This is a genomic window from Halobacillus sp. GSS1, assembly GCF_017307035.1.
GTDB classification, from domain to species: Bacteria; Bacillota; Bacilli; order Bacillales; family Halobacillaceae; genus Halobacillus; species Halobacillus litoralis.
Genome location: NZ_JAFLHE010000008.1, coordinates 90367 through 114459, shown reverse-complemented (window position 1 = coordinate 114459; position 24093 = coordinate 90367). Strand labels below are relative to the sequence as shown.

General features: G+C 43.6%; 22 protein-coding genes, 2 riboswitches and 1 other annotated feature. Of the genes, 7 read left to right on the top strand and 15 right to left on the bottom strand.

Annotation, left to right across the window (positions count from 1 at the left end; genetic code table 11):
* Positions 1-385: 385 nt before the first annotated feature.
* The gene (locus tag J0K78_RS14780; protein WP_160911781.1) at positions 386-697 is read right to left on the bottom strand and encodes a rhodanese-like domain-containing protein; all 312 of its coding nucleotides are present in this window, start codon (positions 695-697) and stop codon (positions 386-388) included.
* Between the two features lie 118 nt (positions 698-815).
* Positions 816-3230 carry a leucine--tRNA ligase gene (gene leuS / locus J0K78_RS14775; protein ID WP_206947732.1) on the bottom strand — a complete coding sequence of 805 codons (2415 nt, stop codon included), beginning with the start codon at positions 3228-3230 and terminating at the stop codon, positions 816-818.
* A 51-nt stretch (positions 3231-3281) separates the two neighbouring features.
* Positions 3282-3496, bottom strand: a binding site (T-box leader).
* Between the two features lie 130 nt (positions 3497-3626).
* Here leuS and mnmM point away from each other — a divergent pair.
* On the top strand, positions 3627-4202 hold the full coding sequence (gene mnmM, locus J0K78_RS14770) for a tRNA 5-(aminomethyl)-2-thiouridylate-methyltransferase MnmM (RefSeq protein WP_206947731.1): 576 nt from the start codon (positions 3627-3629) through the stop codon (positions 4200-4202).
* Between the two features lie 134 nt (positions 4203-4336).
* Here the strand turns inward: mnmM and J0K78_RS14765 are convergent, their stop codons facing one another.
* The gene (locus J0K78_RS14765; protein ID WP_305037811.1) at positions 4337-5413 is read right to left on the bottom strand and encodes a tetraprenyl-beta-curcumene synthase family protein; all 1077 of its coding nucleotides are present in this window, start codon (positions 5411-5413) and stop codon (positions 4337-4339) included.
* 20 nt (positions 5414-5433) lie between these two features.
* Complete coding sequence (locus tag J0K78_RS14760; RefSeq protein ID WP_206947729.1) at positions 5434-6210, bottom strand: alpha/beta hydrolase; 777 nt, start codon at positions 6208-6210, stop codon at positions 5434-5436.
* Positions 6211-6269: 59 nt separating this feature from the next.
* Here J0K78_RS14760 and J0K78_RS14755 point away from each other — a divergent pair, with 59 nt between their 5' ends.
* Positions 6270-6785, top strand: coding sequence for a gamma carbonic anhydrase (locus tag J0K78_RS14755; protein WP_206947728.1), 516 nt, complete (start codon positions 6270-6272; stop codon positions 6783-6785).
* A 58-nt stretch (positions 6786-6843) separates the two neighbouring features.
* On the opposite strand, the gene metK is transcribed toward J0K78_RS14755, so the two are convergent.
* Positions 6844-8040 carry a methionine adenosyltransferase gene (gene metK / locus J0K78_RS14750; RefSeq protein ID WP_160911769.1) on the bottom strand — a complete coding sequence of 399 codons (1197 nt, stop codon included), beginning with the start codon at positions 8038-8040 and terminating at the stop codon, positions 6844-6846.
* A 269-nt stretch (positions 8041-8309) separates the two neighbouring features.
* Positions 8310-8420: riboswitch (SAM riboswitch) on the bottom strand.
* Between the two features lie 763 nt (positions 8421-9183).
* Here metK and pckA point away from each other — a divergent pair.
* The gene (gene pckA / locus J0K78_RS14745; protein ID WP_206947727.1) at positions 9184-10776 is read left to right on the top strand and encodes a phosphoenolpyruvate carboxykinase (ATP); all 1593 of its coding nucleotides are present in this window, start codon (positions 9184-9186) and stop codon (positions 10774-10776) included.
* A 349-nt stretch (positions 10777-11125) separates the two neighbouring features.
* Here the strand turns inward: pckA and ytkD are convergent, their stop codons facing one another.
* Complete coding sequence (gene ytkD / locus J0K78_RS14740; protein WP_160911765.1) at positions 11126-11593, bottom strand: RNA deprotection pyrophosphohydrolase; 468 nt, start codon at positions 11591-11593, stop codon at positions 11126-11128.
* A gap of 201 nt (positions 11594-11794) precedes the next feature.
* On the opposite strand from ytkD, the gene J0K78_RS14735 reads away from it, so the two are divergent.
* Positions 11795-12082 (top strand): hypothetical protein, encoded by a 288-nt coding sequence (locus J0K78_RS14735; protein ID WP_206947726.1) that lies wholly within the window; start codon positions 11795-11797, stop codon positions 12080-12082.
* A gap of 129 nt (positions 12083-12211) precedes the next feature.
* On the opposite strand, the gene J0K78_RS14730 is transcribed toward J0K78_RS14735, so the two are convergent.
* From J0K78_RS14730 to J0K78_RS14700, 7 genes are all read right to left on the bottom strand, one after another.
* Positions 12212-12523 carry a hydrolase gene (locus tag J0K78_RS14730; protein ID WP_206947725.1) on the bottom strand — a complete coding sequence of 104 codons (312 nt, stop codon included), beginning with the start codon at positions 12521-12523 and terminating at the stop codon, positions 12212-12214.
* 61 nt (positions 12524-12584) lie between these two features.
* Entirely contained in the window at positions 12585-13682 is a 1098-nt protein-coding gene (gene menC / locus J0K78_RS14725; RefSeq protein ID WP_206947724.1) for an o-succinylbenzoate synthase, read from the bottom strand.
* A complete protein-coding gene (locus J0K78_RS14720; protein WP_206947723.1) occupies positions 13679-15142 on the bottom strand; it encodes an o-succinylbenzoate--CoA ligase in 1464 nt (487 codons plus the stop codon). Before J0K78_RS14720 ends, menC begins: the two co-directional genes overlap by 4 nt.
* A 108-nt stretch (positions 15143-15250) precedes the next feature.
* Positions 15251-16069 (bottom strand): 1,4-dihydroxy-2-naphthoyl-CoA synthase, encoded by an 819-nt coding sequence (menB, locus tag J0K78_RS14715; RefSeq protein ID WP_206947722.1) that lies wholly within the window; start codon positions 16067-16069, stop codon positions 15251-15253.
* 66 nt (positions 16070-16135) lie between these two features.
* Entirely contained in the window at positions 16136-16933 is a 798-nt protein-coding gene (menH, locus tag J0K78_RS14710; RefSeq protein WP_206947721.1) for a 2-succinyl-6-hydroxy-2,4-cyclohexadiene-1-carboxylate synthase, read from the bottom strand.
* Entirely contained in the window at positions 16933-18666 is a 1734-nt protein-coding gene (menD, locus tag J0K78_RS14705; protein ID WP_206947720.1) for a 2-succinyl-5-enolpyruvyl-6-hydroxy-3-cyclohexene-1-carboxylic-acid synthase, read from the bottom strand. Before menD ends, menH begins: the two co-directional genes overlap by 1 nt.
* On the bottom strand, positions 18654-20057 hold the full coding sequence (locus J0K78_RS14700) for an isochorismate synthase (protein WP_206947719.1): 1404 nt from the start codon (positions 20055-20057) through the stop codon (positions 18654-18656). Before J0K78_RS14700 ends, menD begins: the two co-directional genes overlap by 13 nt.
* Before the next feature lie 228 nt (positions 20058-20285).
* Here J0K78_RS14700 and J0K78_RS14695 point away from each other — a divergent pair, with 228 nt between their 5' ends.
* The 3 genes from J0K78_RS14695 to J0K78_RS14685 all read left to right on the top strand — a co-directional run bounded on the left by J0K78_RS14695 (position 20286) and on the right by J0K78_RS14685 (position 22758).
* Positions 20286-21230, top strand: coding sequence for a 1,4-dihydroxy-2-naphthoate polyprenyltransferase (locus tag J0K78_RS14695; RefSeq protein ID WP_206947718.1), 945 nt, complete (start codon positions 20286-20288; stop codon positions 21228-21230).
* 727 nt (positions 21231-21957) lie between these two features.
* Positions 21958-22350 carry a hotdog fold thioesterase gene (locus tag J0K78_RS14690; RefSeq protein ID WP_206947717.1) on the top strand — a complete coding sequence of 131 codons (393 nt, stop codon included), beginning with the start codon at positions 21958-21960 and terminating at the stop codon, positions 22348-22350.
* A gap of 30 nt (positions 22351-22380) precedes the next feature.
* Entirely contained in the window at positions 22381-22758 is a 378-nt protein-coding gene (locus tag J0K78_RS14685) for a TraR/DksA C4-type zinc finger protein (RefSeq protein ID WP_206947716.1), read from the top strand.
* A 31-nt stretch (positions 22759-22789) separates the two neighbouring features.
* Here the strand turns inward: J0K78_RS14685 and J0K78_RS14680 are convergent, their stop codons facing one another.
* Entirely contained in the window at positions 22790-23386 is a 597-nt protein-coding gene (locus J0K78_RS14680; RefSeq protein WP_206947739.1) for an ECF transporter S component, read from the bottom strand.
* A 153-nt stretch (positions 23387-23539) separates the two neighbouring features.
* Positions 23540-23685: riboswitch (FMN riboswitch) on the bottom strand.
* Between the two features lie 152 nt (positions 23686-23837).
* Positions 23838-24050 carry a hypothetical protein gene (locus tag J0K78_RS14675; protein WP_206947715.1) on the bottom strand — a complete coding sequence of 71 codons (213 nt, stop codon included), beginning with the start codon at positions 24048-24050 and terminating at the stop codon, positions 23838-23840.
* Positions 24051-24093: the final 43 nt, after the last annotated feature.

Here is a 24093-nt window from a genome sequence, read left to right as displayed (position 1 = left end):
AAAGAAGAAATGTTTTGACGTACTGGTTGGTTCGTTCAGTTTTCAAAGATCAACTACTGCCTTACCCGACAGTAATCAAATTCTAGCATAATCAACTATATATCGTCAATAGCTTTAATAGAATTTGTTGAATTAAATCTCTAAAAGAGATGTTTTGCGTGCTGCCAAATAAGCAACGTTACCTATAATACATCGTGAGCTTCCTAACGTCAATAGTTTCATAGAATTTTTTTAATGTAATTGCGAAAACCAGGAAAAGGAATGAATAAAAGCCCCTCCTCTATAGAAGGGGCACATGATATGTGTGCAGGATCATTCGACGTCCCATAATATAGAGGGACGTGTGAAATCATAGAAAACAGCCGATCAAACAAGACCTCCCATTTTAAAAAACAAGCTCACCTTGCCATTTCAACATTCCGCCTTCCATGTTCTGTACGTTACCAAAACCTCTTTCTTTCATGAATTCGGCAGCGTTCATACTCCGGCGCCCAGAACGGCAGATCATCACATACTCTTGATCTTTAGGCAAATCTTCAATCTTCTCAGGAATATCACCGAGGCGTATATGCTTTGCATTCGGCACCATACCTTGTGAAACCTCTTCATCTTCTCTGACATCAATTATAGTAAAATCATCGTTATTGTTCATTTTCTCTTCCACTTGTTGAGGTGTGATTTCTTTAATTTGGCTCATTTTTATCCCTCCATATTAATCGTCACATTAATTTTAATTTACTGTTCATTAAAGTCAAGGCATACGGCGACTCATAAAAAAGCACCCTGCTTACAAAAGCAGGGTGCTTATAACTCATTTAATTGGCTACGATATTAACTAACTTTCCTGGTACGGCAATGACTTTTCTAACTGTCTTTCCTTCCAGCCACTGCATTACATCGGCATTTTCAAGTGCCTGTTTTTCAAGATCTTCTTTGGAAGCTTCCTTATTGACCATCATTTTTGCTCGCACTTTACCCATAACCTGGACTACGATTTCCACTTCATCTTCTACAAGTTTGGATTCGTCATACTCCGGCCATGGCTGATAGCTGATCGTTTCAGAGTGCCCAAGTTTCTGCCATAGTTCCTCTGCAAGGTGTGGAGCGACAGGAGATAGAAGTTTAACAAAACCTTCTACATACTCTTTCGGTAAAACGTCTGCTTTATAACCATCGTTAATAAAGACCATCATTTGGGAGATTCCCGTATTGAAACGAAGGGCTTCAAAGTTTTCGGTCACTTTTTTAACGGTTTCATGGTAGACCTTCTCTAACGAAGTATCCCCTGCATTCTCTTTAATTGCTTCAGACAATTCGTCTTCCACAACAAATAGTCGCCATACACGATCTAGGAAACGACGAGCCCCGTCCAAGCCGTTCTCAGACCATGCTACTGAAGCATCAAGCGGCCCCATAAACATTTCATAAAGTCTCAAAGTGTCTGCTCCGTGAGAGTAGACGATGTCATCAGGATTGACTACATTCCCTTTAGACTTACTCATTTTTTCATTATTTTCTCCAAGAATCATGCCCTGGTTGAATAGCTTTTGGAATGGTTCTTTGGTTGGAACGACTCCAGCATCATAAAGAACTTTGTGCCAGAAACGTGCATACAACAGGTGAAGAACTGCGTGCTCTGCACCACCAATATACACATCAACCGGAAGCCACTTTTTCAAGGCTTCATAATCAGCAAACGTTTCCTCATTGTTCGCATCAATATAACGAAGGTAATACCAGCAGCTACCTGCCCATTGTGGCATCGTATTCGTTTCCCTGCGTCCCTTCATCCCTGTTTCAGGATCTACAACATTGACCCATTCATCAATATTAGCAAGCGGGGATTCCCCGGTGCCGGATGGCTTGATTTCCGTCGTTTTCGGAAGTTTAACAGGAAGCTCTTCTTCCTTGACTGCGGTAATCGATCCATCTTCCCAATGGATGACAGGAATAGGCTCACCCCAATAGCGCTGACGGCTGAAGAGCCAATCACGAAGACGGTAAGTCGTTTGCTTCTTACCTTTCCCGTTTTCTTCAAGCCATTGGATCGCTTTTTCAATCGCTTCGTCTTTCCCAAGGCCGTTCAAAAAGTCAGAGTTGATGTGCGTTCCATCTCCAGTGTACGCTTCTTCCTCGACACTTCCTCCCTCTACGACTGGTATAATTGGAAGATCAAATTTCTGAGCGAATTCAAAATCTCTTTCATCGTGTGCAGGGACCGCCATAATGGCACCGCTGCCGTAGCTCATCAATACATAATCAGCCACCCAGATTGGGAGTTTTTCACCATTGATCGGATTGATCGCATAAGAACCAGTAAAGACACCTGATTTATCCTTAGCCAAGTCTGTACGCTCAAGATCACTCTTGTTTTGTGCTTTTTCGATATACTTGGATACGGCATTCTTCTGTTCTGATGTGACGATTTCATCGACTAGCGGATGTTCTGGCGCGACAACGGCATAAGTTGCACCGAATAACGTATCTGGACGAGTGGTAAACACGTCAAAAGATTGGTCAAAACCATCAATTTCAAAAGTGACTTCTGCCCCTTCTGACTTTCCGATCCAATTTCTCTGCATATCTTTAATGCTTTCCGGCCAATCCAATTCTTCCAGGTCTTCAAGAAGACGATCCGCATAAGCTGTAATCTTCAGCATCCACTGTTTCATCGGGCGACGTTCAACAGGATGATCTCCTCGTTCACTACGACCATCGATAACTTCTTCGTTCGCAAGTACCGTGCCAAGAGCCGGACACCAGTTCACGGCTACCTCGTCAATATAGGCCAGACCCTTTTCATAAAGCTTCAAAAAGATCCATTGCGTCCATTTATAGTAATCAGGGTCTGTCGTGTTTACTTCTCGATCCCAATCATAGGAAAAACCAAGTTCCTGAATTTGCCTGCGGAAGGTATCTATGTTTTGTTTTGTGAATTCCTCAGGATCATTTCCTGTATCCAGTGCATATTGTTCTGCCGGAAGTCCAAAAGCATCCCAACCAATTGGATGAAGTACTTCATACCCCTGCATACGCTTCATACGGGATAGGATATCTGTAGCTGTGTATCCTTCCGGGTGCCCAACGTGTAGACCTGCACCTGATGGGTATGGGAACATATCCAATGCATAGAATTTCTTTTTGTCTGAATAACTGTCTGTCTTGAACGTCTTTTCTTCAAGCCAGTATTTCTGCCATTTCTTTTCAATGGTCTTATGATCAAAAGCCATTTCATTGCCTCCTCATAATCTCTCTAAAAATATAAAAAGCCCCTCATCCCAGTATGGGACGAGAGGCTTGATTCCCGCGGTACCACCCAAATTAACACATTTGTGTTCAACTTGACGTCAATAACGGCGACCACACCGGCAGAAACTACTTGATTTCACTTCTGCGACATCCAAGGCGAGTTCATGAATTTCAAGGACAGCTTCCACCAGCCGCTGCCTCTCTATCACTTGAAAGAATCACTACTACTCCTTTTCAACGTCATGCTACTATTATAACCGTATATTAATGAATGAAAACAGCTTTGTCAAGCGGGGCCCGCCTACCCGATCGTTCTTCTACAGGAAAGGGCTGTTCGTGCTACAATACTAAAGAACAATACAATTGGAGGATGCTACATGACGATTGAACGAATTTTAGAATATGCCCATTCTTTGATAAAAAAAACGATAGAACCAGGAGATGCCGTAATAGATGGTACCTGCGGCAATGGTCACGATACTGCTTTTCTAGCTGAACTTGTAGGAGAGGAAGGACATGTATATGCCTTTGATGTGCAGGAAAAAGCCATCTCCAACACCCAGGAGCGTTTAGAAGAACACGGACTTGCAAACCATACAAGCCTTATCCATGATTCCCATGCAAATGTACAAAACTACCTAAAAGACAAACACCAACACAACATATCCGCTGCGATTTACAATTTAGGTTATTTGCCAGGCAGTGACAAAAGTGTGGTAACCAAGCCTGAAGGGACCATCCAGTCGGTCGAAAACGTACTCGAGACTTTAAAGCAAGGTGGACTGGTGGTTTTAGTCGTCTATCATGGACACCCTGGGGGCGCTGAAGAGAAAGAGGCCATCCTGGAGTATGTATCAGGGTTAGATTCAAAGCACTATCAAGTCCTTCATTACGGGTTTATCAATAAGAAGAGAACGCCACCCTTTATCTTAGCCATTGAGAAACTCTCATAAGCCAGACAGGCGGAGAGCAAGACGTATCAGTTAGTTCAAGAGCGGAAAGCAGTAGAGCATCGATTCCTTCTCATAATCCTACGTCCTCATCTTAGGAGTCTTAGTTTACCTATAAGAGAAAAAAGCCTGGTCGGTTAAATTTCACGACCAGGCTTTAATTTATGGTACATCTTTGTATTGTAATAAAAGAACGTGGCTTTCTTACCACTTACTTTTAACATTTCTTTCACGAAGCTTTTAGCATTTGAAAGTCTGCCCACTTTACGATCAGCTAGATACATGCCAACGAGCCCTTCATGTATCATTTGGTGAAAGGATGCATCTGGAAGCCTTTGAATTTCCTCGTGCGTCCTTTCAACAAAATACCGGAAACGTGTTTTCATTTCTTCCTCATGATCGTAGTAAGCACAAAAATTCAAATCTCCCTCTTTTTCATCTTCTTCCTGATCAATATAATAATCAAGCAAGATATGTAATCCCTGCATATATGGAAAGTAACTTCTTTCAATTTGATGGGATAACGATGCATCCATCTTTCCACTCAACGTATAGGACACGAGGCAGAAAATTCCTAAAGTAGAACCTGTACACGCTGAAAATTCATACCAGCTAAGCTCTGGCCACTCTTTTTGATAATCCTTGAACCAATTCTGCAGTCTGGGAATCCTCTCATTTTCGATAACATGCTTATGAACTTGCAGATCACCATATAACTTACCTAACTTTATCGCCTGCTCCTTAACGGTTGGATAGTCGTCCGCTTCGGAAAGGACTTGCTGGCACGTTTTCACAAGTTCATGGAGGTATCCTCCATCATCACGCTCCTCACGATAGATATAATAATCCTTTAATGAATTTCCTGGTGTCAGGGCATCGATCATAGATTCATGTAGCATTCTGAAATCGTCAGGGTTCATGGAGGTGCTCCGGTCACATAGGTTGTCCAGATAGTCACTAATGGTTTGGTAAGCAACAATGAAACGAATGGCCTGTTTATCGTTGCCCCGGGAGAGAACAGAGTAAACAGATCCTCCTTCACAGTGAAACGTCTTTTCTTCAATACTTGCCAAAGCTTGACTTCTAAGTTCTTCGTCAGGAATCGATTTCGCTCTTTGAATCCAGTAAGACAATTCATCATGAACAGCAGGAAAAATATTTCGATACACCCTGTACATTAAAAGGATGGCGTTGCCTGGGACTGCACGTGTCAAAAGAAATCCTCCTTGCCGATTTACTTTATATGATCTTCTAAAAAGGATTGCGTATGTTGATAAACATCTTTCCATTCAGGCTCATTGTAAATTTCATGATAAAGACCAGGCCACTGTTTGTACCTTTTTTCTTTTACCTGTACGCGGTCAAACCATTCCACTGTCTTCTCTATTCTCACCATATAATCATCTTCAGCCTGCATCAGTAATAAAGGGATATCAGGAAAGCGTTGAATATCAGAGAACGCTTCTCTCGTCGCTTTTTGAAATTCACGATACCAGCGAACAGAGACTTTATCAATAATCAAAGGATCTTGTTGAAACTCTATAATTTTATCCTTATTGCGTGTGATATATTCAGGATCTTGAGGTGCCTTGATTCTTAATGATGGAATAAAAGTGTTTAAAATATACGAAACAATTTCCAAAGGCAGGCTCGCTTTTTTTAAAAGTCCCAGTGCAGGGGAAGAGAGAATGACGCCATCCACCTTTGGTTGAGCAATCTCCATTGTTCTCACAACCGCAAGACCTCCCATACTGTGACCCATTAAAAATATCTTTTTATTGGGGTCCGCCTCTTGGATCCACATCATTATGGTATTGACATAATCCTGAAAAGAACGGATATGTCCACTTTTCCCTGAAGAACGCCCCTGCCCTGGCAGATCGCCGTAAATAACAGAGTACCCATCCTTTTGAAGTTGGTCGACCAGTTCATGGTACCGCCCTGAATGTTCAAAGGCTCCATGAACGAGCACAACCGTAGCGCGATCATTGACTGATTCTATTTTCTTCACAGCATCTCCCTCTTTTCTTCTGCTATACTATCAATAGTATTAGTATAAGGGGGTTTTTCATGATTTGCGAATATAAAGGAAAGATACCTGACATTCATCCAAATGCCTATGTAGCTGAAGATGCCGTGATTACAGGGGATGTAACTATTCAAGAAAACGCCAGTGTTTGGTTTAAGACCGTAATTAGAGGAGATGTTGCTCCCGTACATATTGGTAAGAACTCAAATATTCAAGATTTAAGCCTTTTACATCAAAGCCCGGACAAACCTTTAATTATTGAAGATGGAGTAACCGTCGGTCACCAAGTCACTCTTCATTCCGCCCATATAAAAGAAAATGCATTAATCGGCATGGGGTCGCTTATTCTGGATGGCGCTGTTATTGGAGAACAAGCTTTCATCGGCGCTGGGAGTCTTGTCCCACCCGGGAAAGTGATTCCACCGAACACACTCGCTTTCGGACGTCCAGCCAAAGTCATAAGAGAACTGAATGAAGAAGACATAAAAGAACTCAACCGGATAAGGAAAAGTTACGTGGAAAAAGGGAAGTATTATAAAAAATTACGAGAATCATAATTCCATAATTTATCTGAACTAAAAAAACCGTTCCAAACAAAGTTGGAACGGTTTTTTCTTATTGGCAGCGTGCCTTCAATTCTTCCGCTTTATCTGTGCGCTCCCATGGGAACTCCACATCCGTACGTCCGAAATGACCATATGCAGCCGTTTGTCGGTAAATAGGGCGGCGCAGGTCTAACATTTTGATGATGCCAGCTGGACGCAGGTCGAATAGTTCACGTACAGCTTCAACTAACTTTTCCTCAGAAACTGTACCTGTTCCATTTGTGTTAATGGCAATGGAAACAGGTTGTGCTACACCGATGGCATAAGCAAGCTGAACCTCTACTGAATCCGCAAGTCCAGCAGCTACGATGTTTTTTGCAACATATCGAGCAGCATAAGCAGCAGAACGGTCAACTTTCGTAGCGTCTTTACCACTGAAAGCTCCCCCTCCATGACGAGCATATCCACCATATGTGTCGACGATAATTTTTCTTCCAGTCAGCCCTGCGTCACCTTGTGGACCTCCAATGACGAAACGACCGGTCGGGTTAATAAAATATTTCGTCTGTTCATCAATGTATCCTTCAGGCACGATCGGCTGGATCACGTGTTTTTTCAAATCTTCCTGGATTTGTTGCAGCGTCACTTCTTCCGCATGCTGGGTAGAAATAACGATCGTGTCCACGCGCACTGGCTGGTCGTTTTCATCGTACTCTACCGTCACCTGCGTTTTTCCGTCTGGACGAAGATACTCAAGTGTACCATCATTTCTAACATCAGATAGACGCTTAGATAGTTTATGAGCCAAGGAGATTGGCAAAGGCATCAATTCTTTGGTTTCGTTATTAGCAAAGCCAAACATTAATCCCTGGTCTCCTGCACCAATCGATTCGATTTCATCATCGCTCATTTTCCCTTCACGGGATTCAAGAGCTACATCCACGCCTCCGGCAATATCAGGAGATTGCTCATCAATTGCTGTCAGAACAGCACATGTATCCGCATCAAACCCATACTTCGCACGAGTATAACCGATATCTTTAATCGTCTGACGGACGATGGATGGAATATCTACATAAGTATTTGTACTAATCTCACCAGAAACTAATACAAGTCCCGTTGTCACTGTTGTCTCACATGCAACCCTAGCGTTTGGGTCGTTTTTTAAAATTTCATCTAAAATCGCATCAGAAATCTGATCACAAATTTTGTCCGGATGTCCCTCCGTAACAGATTCTGATGTGAATAACCGGCGGTTTGCTGGCATTCTTAAAAACTCCTCCTTCTGTAAGTACAAAGTATTAGACGGAACTCTTTACCAGTATGTGCAGAACCTTTTATAAGTTTCATATATGTTCTTGTTGCCTCTTTTCACAACCAATGGAGCATTTACATAGGAATATATACAGGTTTTCCTATTCGAATATTTCTTCATCAAAGGCTAAAGGCGATTGGTTGTTCTCATCCCCTGTTTGGAAAAAGCCTTATAAAAAGAAAAAACCTTTCCTATTCGAGGAAAGGGGCTGCTTCCTTTCGCTCTTATCGTCCAAGGAGCATGTACTCCTTGCTTCAGGTTAGCACCGTGTCATGTCCATGACGGTTGCTGGGTTTCAAAGGGCCTGTCCCTCCACCAACTCTGGATAAGAGAGTATCCGTTCTCCGTTATCGTATCGAAAACCTCATTTATTGTCAATTGAATTCCACCTCATTCTAACGTATCCGTATTTAGTAAACGTTTGAATGAAATTCACATATATTATTAGATACTTTTTTCAAAGTTTGTGGAAGGCTCAGTTTCGAGATTTTTGTTGAGTGTATGGGGGCTGCGGGGAATGACTCGCTTTCCGCGGGAGTCTCGCCATTCCCCTCCGCCCCTTTGCTATATCAGTGTCTGGAAACCACTTCATGAATAATCAGCTATTCTATTTGATGAGAGTATGAGGATAATACTTCCAAGCCGAGGTACTTGAACCCTGGAAGCTTGATACAGAGCGTTTTATGCCTACAATATCCGGGATAGTGGAAGACCATCCAGCTTTGGTGAAGGGGTTCGTTTATCCCCTCTTTGAATGGGGGGGTTGGGAAGCTGTGAGACTCCCGTGGGAGAAAGGGGAACGGCGAGATCTCGCAGGGCGTAGCCCGAGGAAGCTCGGCACTCCCCCACAGGAAAGCGAGTAGCTTCTCAGCCACCCCTTGCGCTCAACACGATAATGAACCCTGAAACATCTCGAAATTGAGTCTTCCACAATCCTGCCAGATTGTGGAATAAAAGAGCAGGTTTTTCGTTTGATAATTCAGAATAAATAAAATGTAAGCTTTTTCACGTATAGTATGGACTAAAGAATTCAATGTGTTATACTAATCTCACATTAGGTTGATCATAATTAAATGCAAAGGCGGGTCGACACATATGAGTACCATTAATCAAATGTCTGAACTGAATCTTTTACTTGCACAAGAACATGTCCATCATCAGCTATCTGTTCCACACTTAGTGGAAAAGATTTTATACCGTAATGAAGGTACCCTGACAGAAAAAGGGGCCATCCAGGCAACGACGGGTACTTATACTGGTAGATCTCCGAAAGATAAATTCATCGTCAAGGATGATGTATCACAAGACAAAGTTCACTGGGGAGCTGTCAACCAGCCTATAGATGATCAAACGTTTGTAAAACTCTATCATAAAGTGTTGGATTATCTAAAAGAAAAGAATGAATTGTTTGTCTTTAAAGGCTATGCCGGAGCAGACGAAAAATACCGTCTTCCTCTTCAAGTACTTACAGAGTTCGCTTGGCACAACTTATTTGCACAGCAAATGTTCATTCGACCGGATGAGCAGGAAATAGAAGATCATGAGGCGGAGTTTACAGTGGTATCAGCTCCAACCTTCAAAGCTAATCCTCAAACTGATGGAACGAATTCAGAAGCTTTTATCATGATTTCTTTCAAACACCGTATCGTTTTAATCGGTGGTACGGAGTATGCAGGAGAAATTAAAAAGTCCATCTTCTCTGTCATGAACTATCTCCTCCCTGAAAAGAACGTACTGCCTATGCACTGTTCAGCCAACGTAGGGAAAGAAGGGGACGTGGCTTTATTCTTCGGTCTTTCAGGAACAGGAAAGACGACATTATCCGCCGATCCAAAACGTAGGTTGATTGGTGATGATGAACACGCATGGTCAAACTATGGGGTCTTTAATATTGAGGGTGGGTGTTACGCGAAATGTATCAACCTTTCTCAAGAAAAGGAACCACAAATCTTTGATGCCATTCACTTTGGCTCTGTACTGGAAAACGTAGTGTTGGACCCACAAACCCATCAGCCCGATTACAATGACACAAGTCTCACTGAAAATACACGAGCAGCTTATCCCTTAGAGCATATTGACAATACTGTACAACCGAGTATTGCTGGTCATCCGAACGCGATCATCTTCTTAACAGCTGATGCAACAGGTGTCCTACCACCTATCAGCAAGTTGACGAAAGAACAGGCGATGTATCATTTCTTGAGTGGATATACTAGTAAACTAGCAGGGACTGAACGAGGAATTACAGAACCACAAGCTACTTTCTCTGCCTGCTTCGGTTCACCATTCTTACCCCTCCCGCCATCCACTTATGCAGAAATGCTAGGTGAAAAGATTGACCAGTTCAATGCAGACGTTTATCTGGTCAACACCGGCTGGTCAGGAGGATCTTATGGGGAGGGACAGCGAATTAAATTGTCCTATACAAGGTCCATGATTCATGCCGCATTGGAGGGAGAGTTAAGCTCTGCTGACACTTATCAAGATCCATTTTTCGGCTTGAACATTCCTACACACTGCCCTGGGGTTCCGGATGAAGTGTTATTTCCGAGAAAAACATGGGCCGACGCTGATGCATATGATGAAAATGCCAAATCCTTGGCCAACAAGTTCCATGAAAACTTCAAGAAATTCACTTATGCAAGCGAAGAAATCAAAAAAGCAGGACCGACCTACCACAGGTCATAACACATGTTTCCTCATCTCCTCATATAAAGGAAGGCGCCGTTGGATATCCAACGGCGCCTTCTCTATACCATCCACCTAACTCCACAAAAGCTCCCTTTTCTTGAAGAATCAGTTTCGAGACGATTGTTCGGTAGGTTGGGACTGCGGGGATGACTCGCTTTCCGCGGGAGCGCGGTGAGCCTCCTCGGACTGCGCCCCACGGGGTCTCACCATGCACTTTTCCCCTGCAGGAGCCTCCCCATTCCCCTCCGCCCCTATCCACTTAACGAACCACGGAAATATCTCGAAACTGAGCCTTCATCTATCCTGACAGATAGTTAAATAAACATAAGAAAAAAGGTAGAAAAGTTCAGTTGAACTTTTCTACCTTTTTTAAGCACTCGGGCAACACTTCATCTTTCATCATAAAGCTGAAACGATCATTCGATTTTAAATTGCGCGGGAGATGACGGAACAAGACTGGTCCGTGCGTCTCAAAGTAATGATCCTGATCATCGATGGAATCAATCATAGCAAAATACACGTTTTTAATGACCGTCCCCCCTTTACCTTCTACATGGTACTGACCAATATAGGATAAATGAGAAATAACGGCTCCTGTCTCTTCTTTGACTTCTCGAACAGCGGCGTCTTCCGCTGATTCTCCCTCTTCAACTTTTCCACCCGGAAATTCGAGACCACGATCTTTATGCTTGGTGAGCAGCCATTGATCCTTGTATCGGCATATCACCCACACGTGTTTCGGCGTCTCGGAAAAAGGATGATCCTCAAAAGATAACCGGACAGGGTTGTGGTAATAATCATAAAATGTTTTCATGTCTGCTCAACTGCCTTTAATCCTTGATATACGTTCTGTCTTTCGCCTGTTTAAATCGTACCACAAGCCACGCTAAATACAAACCGGTCAGCAGACAAACTTCTCTCTTTCCTGAAAAAATTGTAAAAATATACAGAAACATGAATCAATTGTTCCTTCACATGCGTACAAGAAAGAAAGCAAAAAGAGAGGGGAACAATCATGGCTAAGCGAAACTATGTAACAATGATGAGTCTGTTTTTGATCCTTTTACTAATTGCTTGTGGCAGTGAAAAAGATGGTAAAATGGAAGGAATTTTATCCAAAGATTCTGAGGTTAACCAAAGCTTACAAAGTTATGTTGATAAAACGGAAACTGAACATGAGGCTGTTCACCAGGTTAAACTCATGACTTTACACCAGACCAATGAAACTATGGGACAGGAAACAGAGCAATACTATTCAAATAAAGGCCTGTACATGACAAATCTACAAGGGATGGATGGGTGAAAGCACCAGAAAAAGTGAAGAAATTGTGATCCCTCAGGACATTTTTAATCAAGCAGAGGAAATGGAAGATATGACCGGTATATTCTGATGCAGCATAGAGAACCGCTTCTTCTTCAAGAAGCGGTTCAATTATTCATTCAATACACCCATCTCGGTGATATGATGTTTAGTCGTTTCATCTCCAAGGTCATAAATCTTTTGAAACGCTTTTTTCATATCAAGATCCGCTTCATCGTTTGCATGATCATTATGATAGGGGTTAAACGGTACGTGCGACCGCCAGAAAGACTCTGCATCTGCATTATGAATCTCATCAAAAACTTCTCTTAAAGCTTTCACTTCTTCTTCTGTCGCATAAATCGTGAAATCGTCATTGTTTGCATCATGATTAAGTGAGATTTCTCTTGTTCCAATGTTGATGTAATACTTATCCTTATCCATCGTTCACCCTCCTCTTCCCTAGTGTGAACCACAGAGAGGAAACCTATTACAAATAGGTGGATCAAGAAAACGTCTTGTACGTGAGCGTTACTTCATCCAAATATTCTACATCCACATTTATACCCATCCCCGCTCTCTTAGGAACTTCGATGGTGCCTTCATCCATAACAATTCCAGGGTAAACAAGGTCTTTATGAAAATACCTGGTAGAACCGGACAAATCGCCGGGAATCGTGAAATTTGGAAGGGAAGCCAAGGCAAGGTTATGCGCTTTGGATATACCGGACTCCACCATCCCTCCGCACCATACAGGAACCCCCTGCGATTGGCAGAAGTCATGGATTCGAATCGCTGCTGTCAACCCGCCGACACGACTAATTTTTATATTGATGATTTGGCAACTTCCAAGTTCAACTGCTTGGACGGCATCAGGAAAGGACATGATGGATTCATCCAAACAAATGGGTGTCTTCATTTCCTCCTGCAACCTTCTGTGCCAATAAAAATCTCCTGCCATAAAAGGCTGCTCGATCATTGTTAGCCCATAATCATCAATCGAACGCAAATGACTCATATCTTCGGGATTGTATTGACCGTTAGCATCAATCATGATTGGAAGTTCCGAATCGATTTGTCGAACTCTTTCTATCGCTTCCTTTTCTTTTCCTTTAACCACTTTCAATTTATACCTTTGAAAGCCATCTTCCTTCAGCCTGGCCACATCCTTTTCTAACGAATCCCCCAAGCTGATGACTGCCCCCGCCCTTACAAATGAGCGGGTCCCCCCAAGTAAATCACCCATACTTCTGTCTGCTTGTTTCCCATACAAATCCCACAATGCCGCTTCCAGACCTGCTTTTGCCATCGGATGACCTTTCACCCCGTCAGTTTGTTCTGCAAAATCAGAAGGGTGGTCCGCTCCATTTTTCAAGAGAGATGGAATCAGGAAATCCTCAAGAATATGCCAGGCAGTATTGATCGTTTCATAAGTGTAAAAAGGTTCCGGAAAGGCTGTTACTTCTCCATAACCTATGCGGCCTGCATCATCCTTCACCTCCACAATGATAAGTGGACGTTCTTTTAATTTAGCCTGGTGAGTGATGAAGGGAGTTTTGAGTGGTAAAGAAACTCTCCTTAAACGAACGGTTTGGATTCTCATTGGTCTTCTCCTTGCATGGCGGAGGATGACAAGCGTCTACGCAATAGTTTGTTCGACGCGTTTCTCGGGAGTTCATCGATCCAATGGATCTCTTTCGGGCATTTATATTTTGCCAAACGTTCTCTGCACCAGTCCAGCACTTCTTTTTCAGTCAGGCTGATGCCCTTTTCAGTTACAATGTATGCTGCAGGAACTTCTCCCCAATGTTCATCTGGGTGTGCGGCTACACCTGCTTCCCGTATGCCTGGCATGGAGGATAATACGCTTTCTACCTCTGCCGGATAAATGTTTTCTCCTCCTGAAATGATTACGTCTTTCACCCGATCCACGACATACAAAAATCCATCTTCATCTTCAAATCCGAGATCGCCCGTCCGCAAGTACTCGCCTTCCCTTTTCTTACGGTTGTAATACCCTTTCGACACCATAGGACCTCGAACGATGATTTCACCAACTTCTCCGCTCTCGTTACAGTCTATAAAAAGGTGCGCAGAGCTTAAAGCCTTACCTGCTGACCCAAGCTTGGAGAAAGCGAATTCCGGGCTGAGGGTGGCGATTTGTGAGGAAGTTTCCGTCATTCCATAGGTTTGGAAAACAGGTATTTCTTTTGCTGATGTCTTTTCCAATATTCCCTTTGGAACAGGACCACCTCCAAGAAGCATACAGCGGAAGTGGTCTGGATATGTACCATGATCAAGCCTTTCTAGTAAACGCTGCAGCATGACCGTTACGACTGACACATGCGTAATCCCTTTATTCAGAATAGCCTCATGAACCATGCGGTCATCAAACTTTTCTAAAAGCATGATCGGCATGCCGTAAATGACACTTTTCACCAGAATTGAAAAGCCACCAACATGAAATAAAGGTAAACAGTTCAGCCATTTGTCCTTCTCATAGACTCCTAAATTCAATGCCGACGCCATCGCACTGTGCCAATGGTTACCGTACGTATGCATGACTGCTTTCGGCTTCCCTGTCGTCCCTGATGTGAACATCATGGTGTAAACGTCATCGAGATCAAGGTCCGTTTGAAGTTCTTGAAGTCCTTCTTTTTCCGTTTTTAAATGCTCAAGGCTGTGGACGTCAAGGTTTATCTCTTTTACCGCTTCTACAGCAATCGGCACATGGCTTCCATCAGAATATAAGTGTGAAATATGGGCATCCGTAAGCTGGTACTCAATTTCAGCGGGCGTCAGCCTCGTATTCAAAAGAACAGCTACCGCTCCGATATAGCTTAACGCGTGAATGAAAACCGCGTACATCGTACTGTTGCTTGCTAATAAGGCTACGTGGTCATTCTGCTTCACCCCGCTTTCCATAAGAGCAAAGGCCATCCCCCGACTTTTTTCCCTTAGTTCGGAAAAACTGATGGTTCTACCGTCCGGTGTTTCTATCGCCGGACGCTGTGGATTTAATGACGCCTGTTTATCTAACCAATGTGGGATACGTTCGCCCATTTCAACCCTTCCTTTACTTTGTTCTGTTATCGTGACCCTTCAATCACAAAAGGGGCAATCCTTTCTACAGGATGCCCCTTCTTACATGATTTCATATATTTAGACGAATCAAGGGAAGCGAGGGAACTGATCGAAGTCAGGCTTTCTTTTCTCCTTGAAGGCGTCGCGTCCTTCTTTGGCTTCCTCTGTTGTGTAATACAACAAAGTAGCGTCTCCACCCATTTGTTGAAGACCAGCTAAACCATCTGTATCGGCATTGAAAGAAGCCTTCAGGAAACGCAAAGCCGTCGGTGACTTCTCTAGCATTTCACGCCCCCATTGTACAGTCTCAGCTTCAAGATCTTCCAATGGTACAACTGTGTTGACTAGTCCCATTTCTTCCGCTTCTCTCGCAGAGTACTGACGGCACAAGTACCAAATTTCGCGGGCTTTCTTATGACCGACGATACGAGCAAGTAATCCTGCGCCATAACCAGCATCAAAGCTTCCTACTTTAGGACCTGTTTGACCGAAGATGGCATTATCAGCAGCAATCGTTAGATCGCAGACGATATGTAAGACATGTCCACCACCGATTGCGTATCCGGAAACCATCGCTACTACTGGTTTTGGAATGACACGGATCAAACGTTGCAAATCAAGTACATTCAAACGAGGGATATGGTCATCACCCACATAACCACCGTGGCCACGTACTTTCTGGTCTCCGCCAGCACAGAAAGCCTCATCACCAGCTCCTGCCAGAACAATAACTCCGATTCGGGAGTCATCACGAGCATAAGCAAATGCATCAATTAACTCATGTACCGTTTGCGGACGGAAGGCATTACGAACTTCCGGACGGTTAATCGTAATCTTGGCAATTCCTTCAAATCTTTCATACATAATATCTTCGTATTCGCGTTCACTAACCCAATCAAAAGACATAGTATTTCCTCCTTTTTCTACATTCAGTTCGTATATTCCTCATGAAAAAACGCTTTCCTACAATTTTCATTTTATCATGAAGCCATCTACAATTTTAGCAAAAATCCCAGGATTCTCAAGGTGGACGGTGTGACCAGCATCTTTCACGACTCGATGAGAGGCATGAGCGAAACGTTGAGCCATTTTCTCATTGATGCTTCGGAACTTCTCATCTTCTTCCCCTGTGATTAATAAAACCGGGCAAATGAGCGAAGATAGCTGATCCCACCATGATGGCTGGTGACCTGTCCCCATACCTAGAAGCGACTCAGATAGTCCTTTAGGCGTCTGATCCAGGCGTTCTTTTCTCAACCCTTTTTTCACATCATCAGAAAGATTCCGTTGTGAATTGAACAGGGAGAGGCTCTCCCAGAAGTCTACAAACGATTCGATTCCTTCTTCCATCAATTTTTCTGAAATCCCTTTATCTTTTGCTTGTCTTGACAGTTGTTCACCGGTTGTAGGTAAACCCGGAGAAGCACTTTCGAGTATCAGCCGCTCGACATATTCCGGATAGAGCATAGCAAAGGATAGAGCTGTTCTACCTCCCAAGGAATACCCTAGCAAGGACACCTTTTCTAACCCCATATGATCCAGTATCGCTTTAAGATCCCGGCAAAAGCGCTCCATTGTTACCAAACCGATCGCCCCTGTCCTTCCATGACCAGGCAAATCCACTTTTATTAACCGATAGGATCCTTCATAACGGGAGGTGACGGAGTCAAAAGTTGAAGTGCTGCCGGTAAAACCATGCAGCATAAGGAGCGCCTGCCCTTCCCCCTCATCCTCGACCCAATATTCTCTGTCGTTCACCTGCATTCTCATTATCTTTCGCTCCAATTCAAGACCGCTTTTTCTACATTAGCCCATCGCTCTCTGTGAAAATCTACGTGGTCCTCACGACTCGTCATCACTTCAACAATATTCAGTGCTGGATTGGCATAACTTTCGGCCAGAGCACGTTTATAAGACTCCCAGGTTGTTACTTTTCTGTGTGTGCCCCCATACATGGCGATGACAGGACCGAGATCCAGACCTAAAGGAGTGCCAAAGAGCTCTTCAAAGTGATCGGGATGTTTTGATTGAGGAAGGTAAGAAAATATGCCACCTCCATCATTGTTAATCACAACGATGGTCAACGGGATTTTCTTATTCTTTGCCATCCATAGTCCGTTCAAGTCATGAAAGAAAGAGATATCCCCTAACAATAGCGTCGTATGTTTGCCTGTGGCTGCTGTTCCAATTGCTGTACTAACCACACCATCAATTCCATTAGCTCCTCTGTTCGCCATTAGCTGGACATTTTTAGGTGAAGACATGAAGAAACTGTCAACATCCCTGATCGGCATACTGTTACCAACAAAAAGGTTAGAATCATCCGGCATGGTTTCTGCCAAATAAACGACTGCATGACCTTCATTGAGCGAACGCTCAGGATCGATCAGCATTTCATTCTTTGCTAAAACATTCATCTGCTGCCATCTTGAAAGCCATGATGTCTTCACGTTCCCGTCTGGCATAAAACTGGATAAGCTTTCACACAATTTAACGGGTTCACTCCAAATGAAAGTCGCTCCAATACCTGCAGGCTCACGAAAACCCTGCTGATCATCGACCACATAGTAATCGATCTGTTCTTTATATTCCTTGATCCATTTCAAGTAAGCTTTGGAAACAGGCATAGCTCCGAACCGAACGATGTATTCGGGTACCACTTGACCTTTAATCGAAGGAGATTTAAGTAGAGCATCATAATTTTCAATGATATTCCTCTTATCGTGACTCCCTGTACGAAGTTGTGATAAAGGATCGGCAAATACAGGAACACCTAGACGAGAGGCGAGGTTCGTAACTGCCTCAGCTAAGTGAGGATCCGTTTGCGGCCCTACAACCAGTAACCCCTTCTCCCCTTTAGCCAGATGTTCAAATAATTGCTTAACCTGATAATCCGGCATCGCTAAACTTCCCCTTTGAGCTTTTGGAATTGGCCGGAGGCTACCACGCCACGCCCCTTCCAGCTCGAAGTCCGGGATTAAGGGTTCACGGAATGGAATATTCAGATGCACAGGACCTTGCCCGGAAACAGCCTCTTCCATTGCTCTCGCGGCTTGTTGTCTTGCATAAGGAAAGTTGTTCTCCTCGGGCAATGCTAAATCCTGGTACCATTTAACATAACTGCCATACAACTGTATCTGATTAATGGCTTGAGGCGCCCCCACCTCTCTCAGCTCATGCGGCCTGTCAGCCGTTAACACAACGAGGGGGATCCGACTATAATATGCTTCCACGATCGCTGGATAGTAGTTTGCAGCTGCCGTCCCAGACGTACATACAAGCGCGACAGGTTTTCGTTCTTGCTTAGCGATTCCCAAAGCAAAAAAAGCAGCTGAGCGTTCATCAAGGTGAACCCAGTGATTCACCTCGGAATGCTCAGCGAAAGTCATGGCTAATGGAGTAGACCTGGAACCTGGTGATATAACGACATGCTCGACACCCGAGAACACGAGCTGGTCTACAAAATGAGTCACATATTTCGACAAAGCTTCTACATGTCCCATTCTGATCCTCCCAATACATCCATCATCGGTTTTAGTTTAACAGCCGTTTCTGCATATTCTGCTTCAGGGTCTGAATCTTCGACTACACCACAACCAGCAAACAAAGAAGCTTCCTTTTGCTGAATCAAAGCGGACCGGATCGCTACAGCAAACTCACCGTTATCCTGTGCGTCAAACCAACCGATCGGCCCTGCATACCATCCTCTGTTCAAGGTCTCATTTGTACGAATATACTCTACCGAAACTTGCTGGGGCATTCCCCCAAGAGCAGGAGTCGGATGCAGCCTTTCAATCACATCAAGTAATGTATAGCCTTGATCCAATACAGCTTTCACTGGTGTGTACAAATGCTGCAGGTTCCGGAGCGGATACAGGACAGGTCTGCTAGGTACTTCTACATGGCTGCTACATGCTTCTACCGCTTCTTTGATCATTTCCACTACAAATTGATGCTCTTGACGATTTTTAGGATCACCAAGCAATTCTTCACCTAGTTTTAGATCTTCTTGCTGGCTCTTACCACGTGGGACCGTTCCTGCGAGACATGTGGATACAAGTTCTCTGTCTTCGACTTTGGCAAGTCTTTCCGGGGTGGCCCCAATGAAGTAATCCCCCTCACTTTCATAACAGAAAATATAACTGTTTGGCTGGGTATCAGCCAGAGCTTTCAGAACAGCGGTGATATGAACGTCCTCTTTGAACGTAACGCGAAGCTCTCTTGCGAGGACAACTTTTTCCATCAAGCCTGCTGAAATATCATCTGTTGCTTTTTTCACCGATTTTTTCCAAGCCTCAGGAGCAACCTCAAAGGTCTGATCGACGACAGGCAGCGACCCCGCCAACTCTCCTTCCCTTAGAAGGTGATCCCGATGGTCTTGTATTTGAGTAGTAATCTGTTGTTGATGATCTTCAGGAAAAATCAGAGCATTGATCGTTAAATAAGACTCCCCATCTACTTTCGTGAGCAGAAAAGCAGGAATCGTCATTTGACTATCAGGGAAAGCTTCCCATGGTGTGTCCTCTTTTTGTTCAGGGTCAAAGCTGAACCCCCCCAGAGCGACCATTCCTGTTCCTTTTTTATTGTAATCATCATGCAGCATCGCATTTTCCTGCAGATGGTTCCACAAGGATTGGACTTCACGAAACCGTTGTTTACTTTTTGCATACAATTGACTAGCCTTGCCTATTCCGACCATGGTCAGATCATTTTCAGCACTCTGCCAAAATGAGCGGTGCTGAGCGATATGCAGACCCGTTTCAAAAAATTGAAAGGGGTCTTGTTCATCTATATGTTCAACTATACTAATAAATAGAGGTTCCCCAAGATGATGTGCTTTCTGAAGAGCTTCCCCTATCATTTCTTCTATATGAGGGGCCTTCGTATGAAGCATATATATTCCTCCCATTCTTTAAGGGACGTTATCTACTCTCTCCACACACAGCAAATAGATGCCTTTGTGTGCATGCATCACTCTCTATTTTATTCTCTTTTTTCTCTTGACTCAAGGAATCTTGCTTTAAAACCAACATTTTCTTACATTGATTGACACTCCAGGACGGTTTCCCTAAAATTAAACTGTTATAATAACGAGAGTATAGTGACAAGGGAGAGAACACCAATGAGCTCTGTTCAGAACCAAAACATAAAAGCTTCCTTGAATGAACGCGAAGGTTTCCAAGTATGGTGGCGCCTGCTGCGCCCCCACACACTGACGGCTGCCTTTGTCCCAGTTTTTGTCGGGACAATGCTTGCGGCTATGGAACAAACAATCAACTTCTGGTTGTTTGCCGCCATGTTGCTCGCCTCCATCCTCATTCAAGCAGCTACGAATATGTTTAATGAGTATTATGATTATAAACGAGGATTAGATAATGAACGGTCAGTGGGAATCGGCGGTACCATTGTGCGAGACGGTATAAACCCTAAGACGGTACTTTCATTAGCTTATCTTTTCTTTATACTCGCAGGAGTACTAGGCGTTTATATTTGCGCCTCTTCAAGCTGGTGGATTGCTGTCATCGGATTGGTCTCCATGCTGTTCGGCTACCTTTACACTGGAGGGCCATTGCCTATCGCCTATACGCCATTTGGTGAAATAACAGCAGGTTTTTTCATGGGAACGATCATTATTGGAATCAGTTATTTCATTCAAACTTTATCGATTACCGCTGAAGTGATTATCGTTTCAGTTCCTGTAGCCATTTTTGTGGGGACCATCTTGTTAGCCAACAATATCAGAGACCGCGTTGGAGATGCCGAAAACGGAAGAAAAACGCTGGCCATTCTTTTCGGCCACAAAGGATCAATCATTTTCATGAGTTCACTTTTCCTTACAGCCTTTATTTGGACAGGCGTGTTGATCATTTTAGGCACACTGCCTTTATGGTCGATCATTACCTTCTTTAGTGTAATAAAAGCAGCGAAAGCCATTCAGGGATTTATAGGAAAAACACAACCACTGGAAATGATGCCTGCCATGAAGGCAACGGCGCAGACGAACACCATTTATGGTTTTCTCCTGGGTCTATCCTTACTATTACACCTTAACTTCCCTCTTTCTTAAAAGAGAGAGCCAAGAAAAACACATCAGGAGCAACAAAAAAGGATGGTCCCCACCATCCTTTTTTTATTTTCACTAAAACTCCCGTTTGTGGAAGACTCAGTTTCGAGATTTTTGTTGAGTGTATGGGGCTGCGGGGAATGACTCGCTTTCCGCGGGAGCGCAAGGAGCACATACCGCGCATCGTTAAAAGAAGCCTTGTATAGTTGAAATAAAGAATGACAATATCCGGCCGTGGATACGGGGTCAGGGAAACGACGATTTGCAGTGCTTTGGAACAGCCAGTAAAAAACATACACATTCTTGTCCCCATCCGCTTTTCATGCGGACGGTTCCCAGACCCTGTTCTCACGCCGTATTCGTGCATGATCTCTGGTTAACACGCCTTTATAACGGCGTACGTGAACAAGACTTTATTACAGAGCTTGGCAGGTTACTGGTAGAGGGGGGCGAGAACCTCGTATGATGGAGGGCGGAGGGAAACGGTGAGACTCCTGTGGGAAGTGCGTGGTAGATGAGACCCCGCAGAGCGTTAGCTCGAGGAGGCTCATCACTCGCCCACGGAAAGCGAACCTTTTCCCGGAGCCCCCTAACCCCCCACAAAAGTCTTGAAACTGAGTCTTCAAGAAACCTGCCAGATTGTTGAACAAGTCATTTATATTTTCAGTAAGTAACATGAAGGTTTGACCATTTTTACAATGGGAATAATACAAAAAGGACGGGATGAAAAATGAATCAATCTATGATGAAGAATACATTGATGGAAGCACTAGGGATGGAAGTTTTGACGGCAGATGCGACGAAGGTGCAAATTCGTATGCCTGTCGATCACCGTACTCATCAACCTATGGGTTTTCTACATGGTGGAGCAAGTGTGGCATTAGCCGAGAGCGCTGCCAGCATCGGGGCATTTCTGAACATTGATCCTGATCAACAGCAAGTATTCGGAGTAGAAATCAATGCCAACCATATAAAAAGTGCCCGCGATGGATATGTAACTGGAACAGCGACTCCTGCTCATATCGGGAAAAATACGATGGTATGGGAAATACAAATTGTTAATGAAGCTGAAGAATTATTGTGTTTATCCCGATGCACTGTAGGAGTCGTCCCCAAAAAATAACCGAACAGTCCCGAAAGGAGTCACGTTACCATGTTGAATGATAAGCAAAAACAAAAATTCAAGGACCGCCTTTTAGAAATGAAAGAAGAAGCAGAAGCACAAATGGAAGAATACAGGGAAGACCAGGCTAAAGAAGATTACGAAAACGATCGAACCGGTGAAATATCAAGCGTGGCTGATCATCCTGGCGATCAGGGAACGGATCAATTTGAGAGAGCGAAAGAACAAACGTTTTATGAGCAGGCACGGGAAAAATTAATGGAAGTAAAAGATGCTTTGCAGCGTATGGAAGAGGGGCGGTATGGTCTGAGTGAAATGTCAGGGGAACCCATTCCAGTTGAGCGTTTGGAAGCCATGCCGACAGCACGTTATAAAGTGGAAGAAATTGAAGACCAAAAAAATAAGTAAAAAAAGCGAGGGGTTGATTCCCCTCGCTTTTTTATGCGGCTGACTGTCGTCGCACAGTTTTTTGTTCAATCCAATCCTTCATTTTGACGAATAACATGATAAACAAGGAACCAGCTATAGCACCTTTAATTACATTAAAAGGAAGGATTCCTGCTACGATTGTCATCCACTTCACATCTGCGCTCATTGTTTCCCATCCCATAAACCAGCTGTAAGCAGGAAGGATAAGGAAATAATTGAGCACACTCATTGTTATGGCCATAAAGACGGAACCAAAAATTAAACCTAATAGGAGTGATTTCATGGTCTTTCCTCTACGATAGATAACGGCAACCGGAACAATGAAGAGGACTCCGGCCAGGAAATTCGCTCCGACCCCGATGGGATCAGAAACTCCTGTGAAAATCATATATAGACCATTTTTCAACGCTTCCACAACAATACCTGCGAGCGGCGAAAATAATATCGCAGCTAGAAGAGCAGGAATGTCACTGACATCCACTTTTAAATACGGGGGTAAAAAAGGAAGCGGAAATTTCAAAAACATTAATACCATGGATATCGTACCAAGTAACGCTAAAATGACTAACTTTTGTAGCTTAGATGATTGCCCTGTGTAAGAGTTCATCATCAATCTCCTCCTTCATCTATACATCGATTCACATCCCAGATGAAGGTAAACGGCCTAAAAACACATAAAAATAACCCTGTAGCACTTTTTCGGGCTAAGAGGGTCGTGTCCATAGGAAATAGAGGTAGTGTTTAAGCTACCAGTTCCGTTCGACATCTTCTCCCATCCAGACTTTAACTGTCGGTCCCGGACTTTCACCGGGTCCACCGCATGGTCAAACCATACGGGTCACGGACTTAAAGAATTCACTTCTTCTTACCGTCGGTCGGGAATTGCACCCTGCCCCGAAGATGGAATCGATATGTTATTGTAATTTTATTCTATACAAAACGTTATGAACGCGCAAGTTTAATGTTTAGTGACTGATTCTTGTTGATAGAGTTTACTCTGGTTTATCTTAAAGAATGATGATAAAAAATAAACAAGGCGCAGAAATGCGCCTTGTTATTTATGCTGATGGAGACTGCATTTTATCTGTAGCATCTATAAACAGACGGAGAGTTGAAGAAACCGTGGATACATCGACAAGACCATCTTCACTATCTTTCACCTTATCAAGCTGCATGAGTAGGTATTCATCATACCCATGCAATTGTAGCTGCCCAGCACAAATTTTCCCCTTCAACGTCATAATTTGTTGATGCAGTAATTCCCGATCCATGCAGATCACTCCTTAATATAGAAGATTATATCTGCTATTCTTT

Coding starts and splice junctions, on each gene's coding strand:
- J0K78_RS14700 (WP_206947719.1), bottom strand. CDS start 20,057: ATGCTTCATACGAAGGCCCCTCATATAGAAGAAATGATAGGGGAAGCT.
- J0K78_RS14755 (WP_206947728.1), top strand. CDS start 6,270: ATGATTTGCGAATATAAAGGAAAGATACCTGACATTCATCCAAATGCC.
- menC (WP_206947724.1), bottom strand. CDS start 13,682: ATGAGAATCCAAACCGTTCGTTTAAGGAGAGTTTCTTTACCACTCAAA.
- ytkD (WP_160911765.1), bottom strand. CDS start 11,593: ATGAAAACATTTTATGATTATTACCACAACCCTGTCCGGTTATCTTTT.
- menB (WP_206947722.1), bottom strand. CDS start 16,069: ATGTCTTTTGATTGGGTTAGTGAACGCGAATACGAAGATATTATGTAT.
- menH (WP_206947721.1), bottom strand. CDS start 16,933: ATGAGAATGCAGGTGAACGACAGAGAATATTGGGTCGAGGATGAGGGG.
- J0K78_RS14685 (WP_206947716.1), top strand. CDS start 22,381: ATGTTGAATGATAAGCAAAAACAAAAATTCAAGGACCGCCTTTTAGAA.
- J0K78_RS14730 (WP_206947725.1), bottom strand. CDS start 12,523: ATGGATAAGGATAAGTATTACATCAACATTGGAACAAGAGAAATCTCA.
- J0K78_RS14680 (WP_206947739.1), bottom strand. CDS start 23,386: ATGAACTCTTACACAGGGCAATCATCTAAGCTACAAAAGTTAGTCATT.
- leuS (WP_206947732.1), bottom strand. CDS start 3,230: ATGGCTTTTGATCATAAGACCATTGAAAAGAAATGGCAGAAATACTGG.
- J0K78_RS14720 (WP_206947723.1), bottom strand. CDS start 15,142: ATGGGCGAACGTATCCCACATTGGTTAGATAAACAGGCGTCATTAAAT.
- J0K78_RS14690 (WP_206947717.1), top strand. CDS start 21,958: ATGAATCAATCTATGATGAAGAATACATTGATGGAAGCACTAGGGATG.
- J0K78_RS14780 (WP_160911781.1), bottom strand. CDS start 697: ATGAGCCAAATTAAAGAAATCACACCTCAACAAGTGGAAGAGAAAATG.
- J0K78_RS14695 (WP_206947718.1), top strand. CDS start 20,286: ATGAGCTCTGTTCAGAACCAAAACATAAAAGCTTCCTTGAATGAACGC.
- mnmM (WP_206947731.1), top strand. CDS start 3,627: ATGACGATTGAACGAATTTTAGAATATGCCCATTCTTTGATAAAAAAA.
- J0K78_RS14675 (WP_206947715.1), bottom strand. CDS start 24,050: ATGGATCGGGAATTACTGCATCAACAAATTATGACGTTGAAGGGGAAA.
- pckA (WP_206947727.1), top strand. CDS start 9,184: ATGAGTACCATTAATCAAATGTCTGAACTGAATCTTTTACTTGCACAA.
- J0K78_RS14735 (WP_206947726.1), top strand. CDS start 11,795: ATGGCTAAGCGAAACTATGTAACAATGATGAGTCTGTTTTTGATCCTT.
- menD (WP_206947720.1), bottom strand. CDS start 18,666: ATGGGACATGTAGAAGCTTTGTCGAAATATGTGACTCATTTTGTAGAC.
- metK (WP_160911769.1), bottom strand. CDS start 8,040: ATGCCAGCAAACCGCCGGTTATTCACATCAGAATCTGTTACGGAGGGA.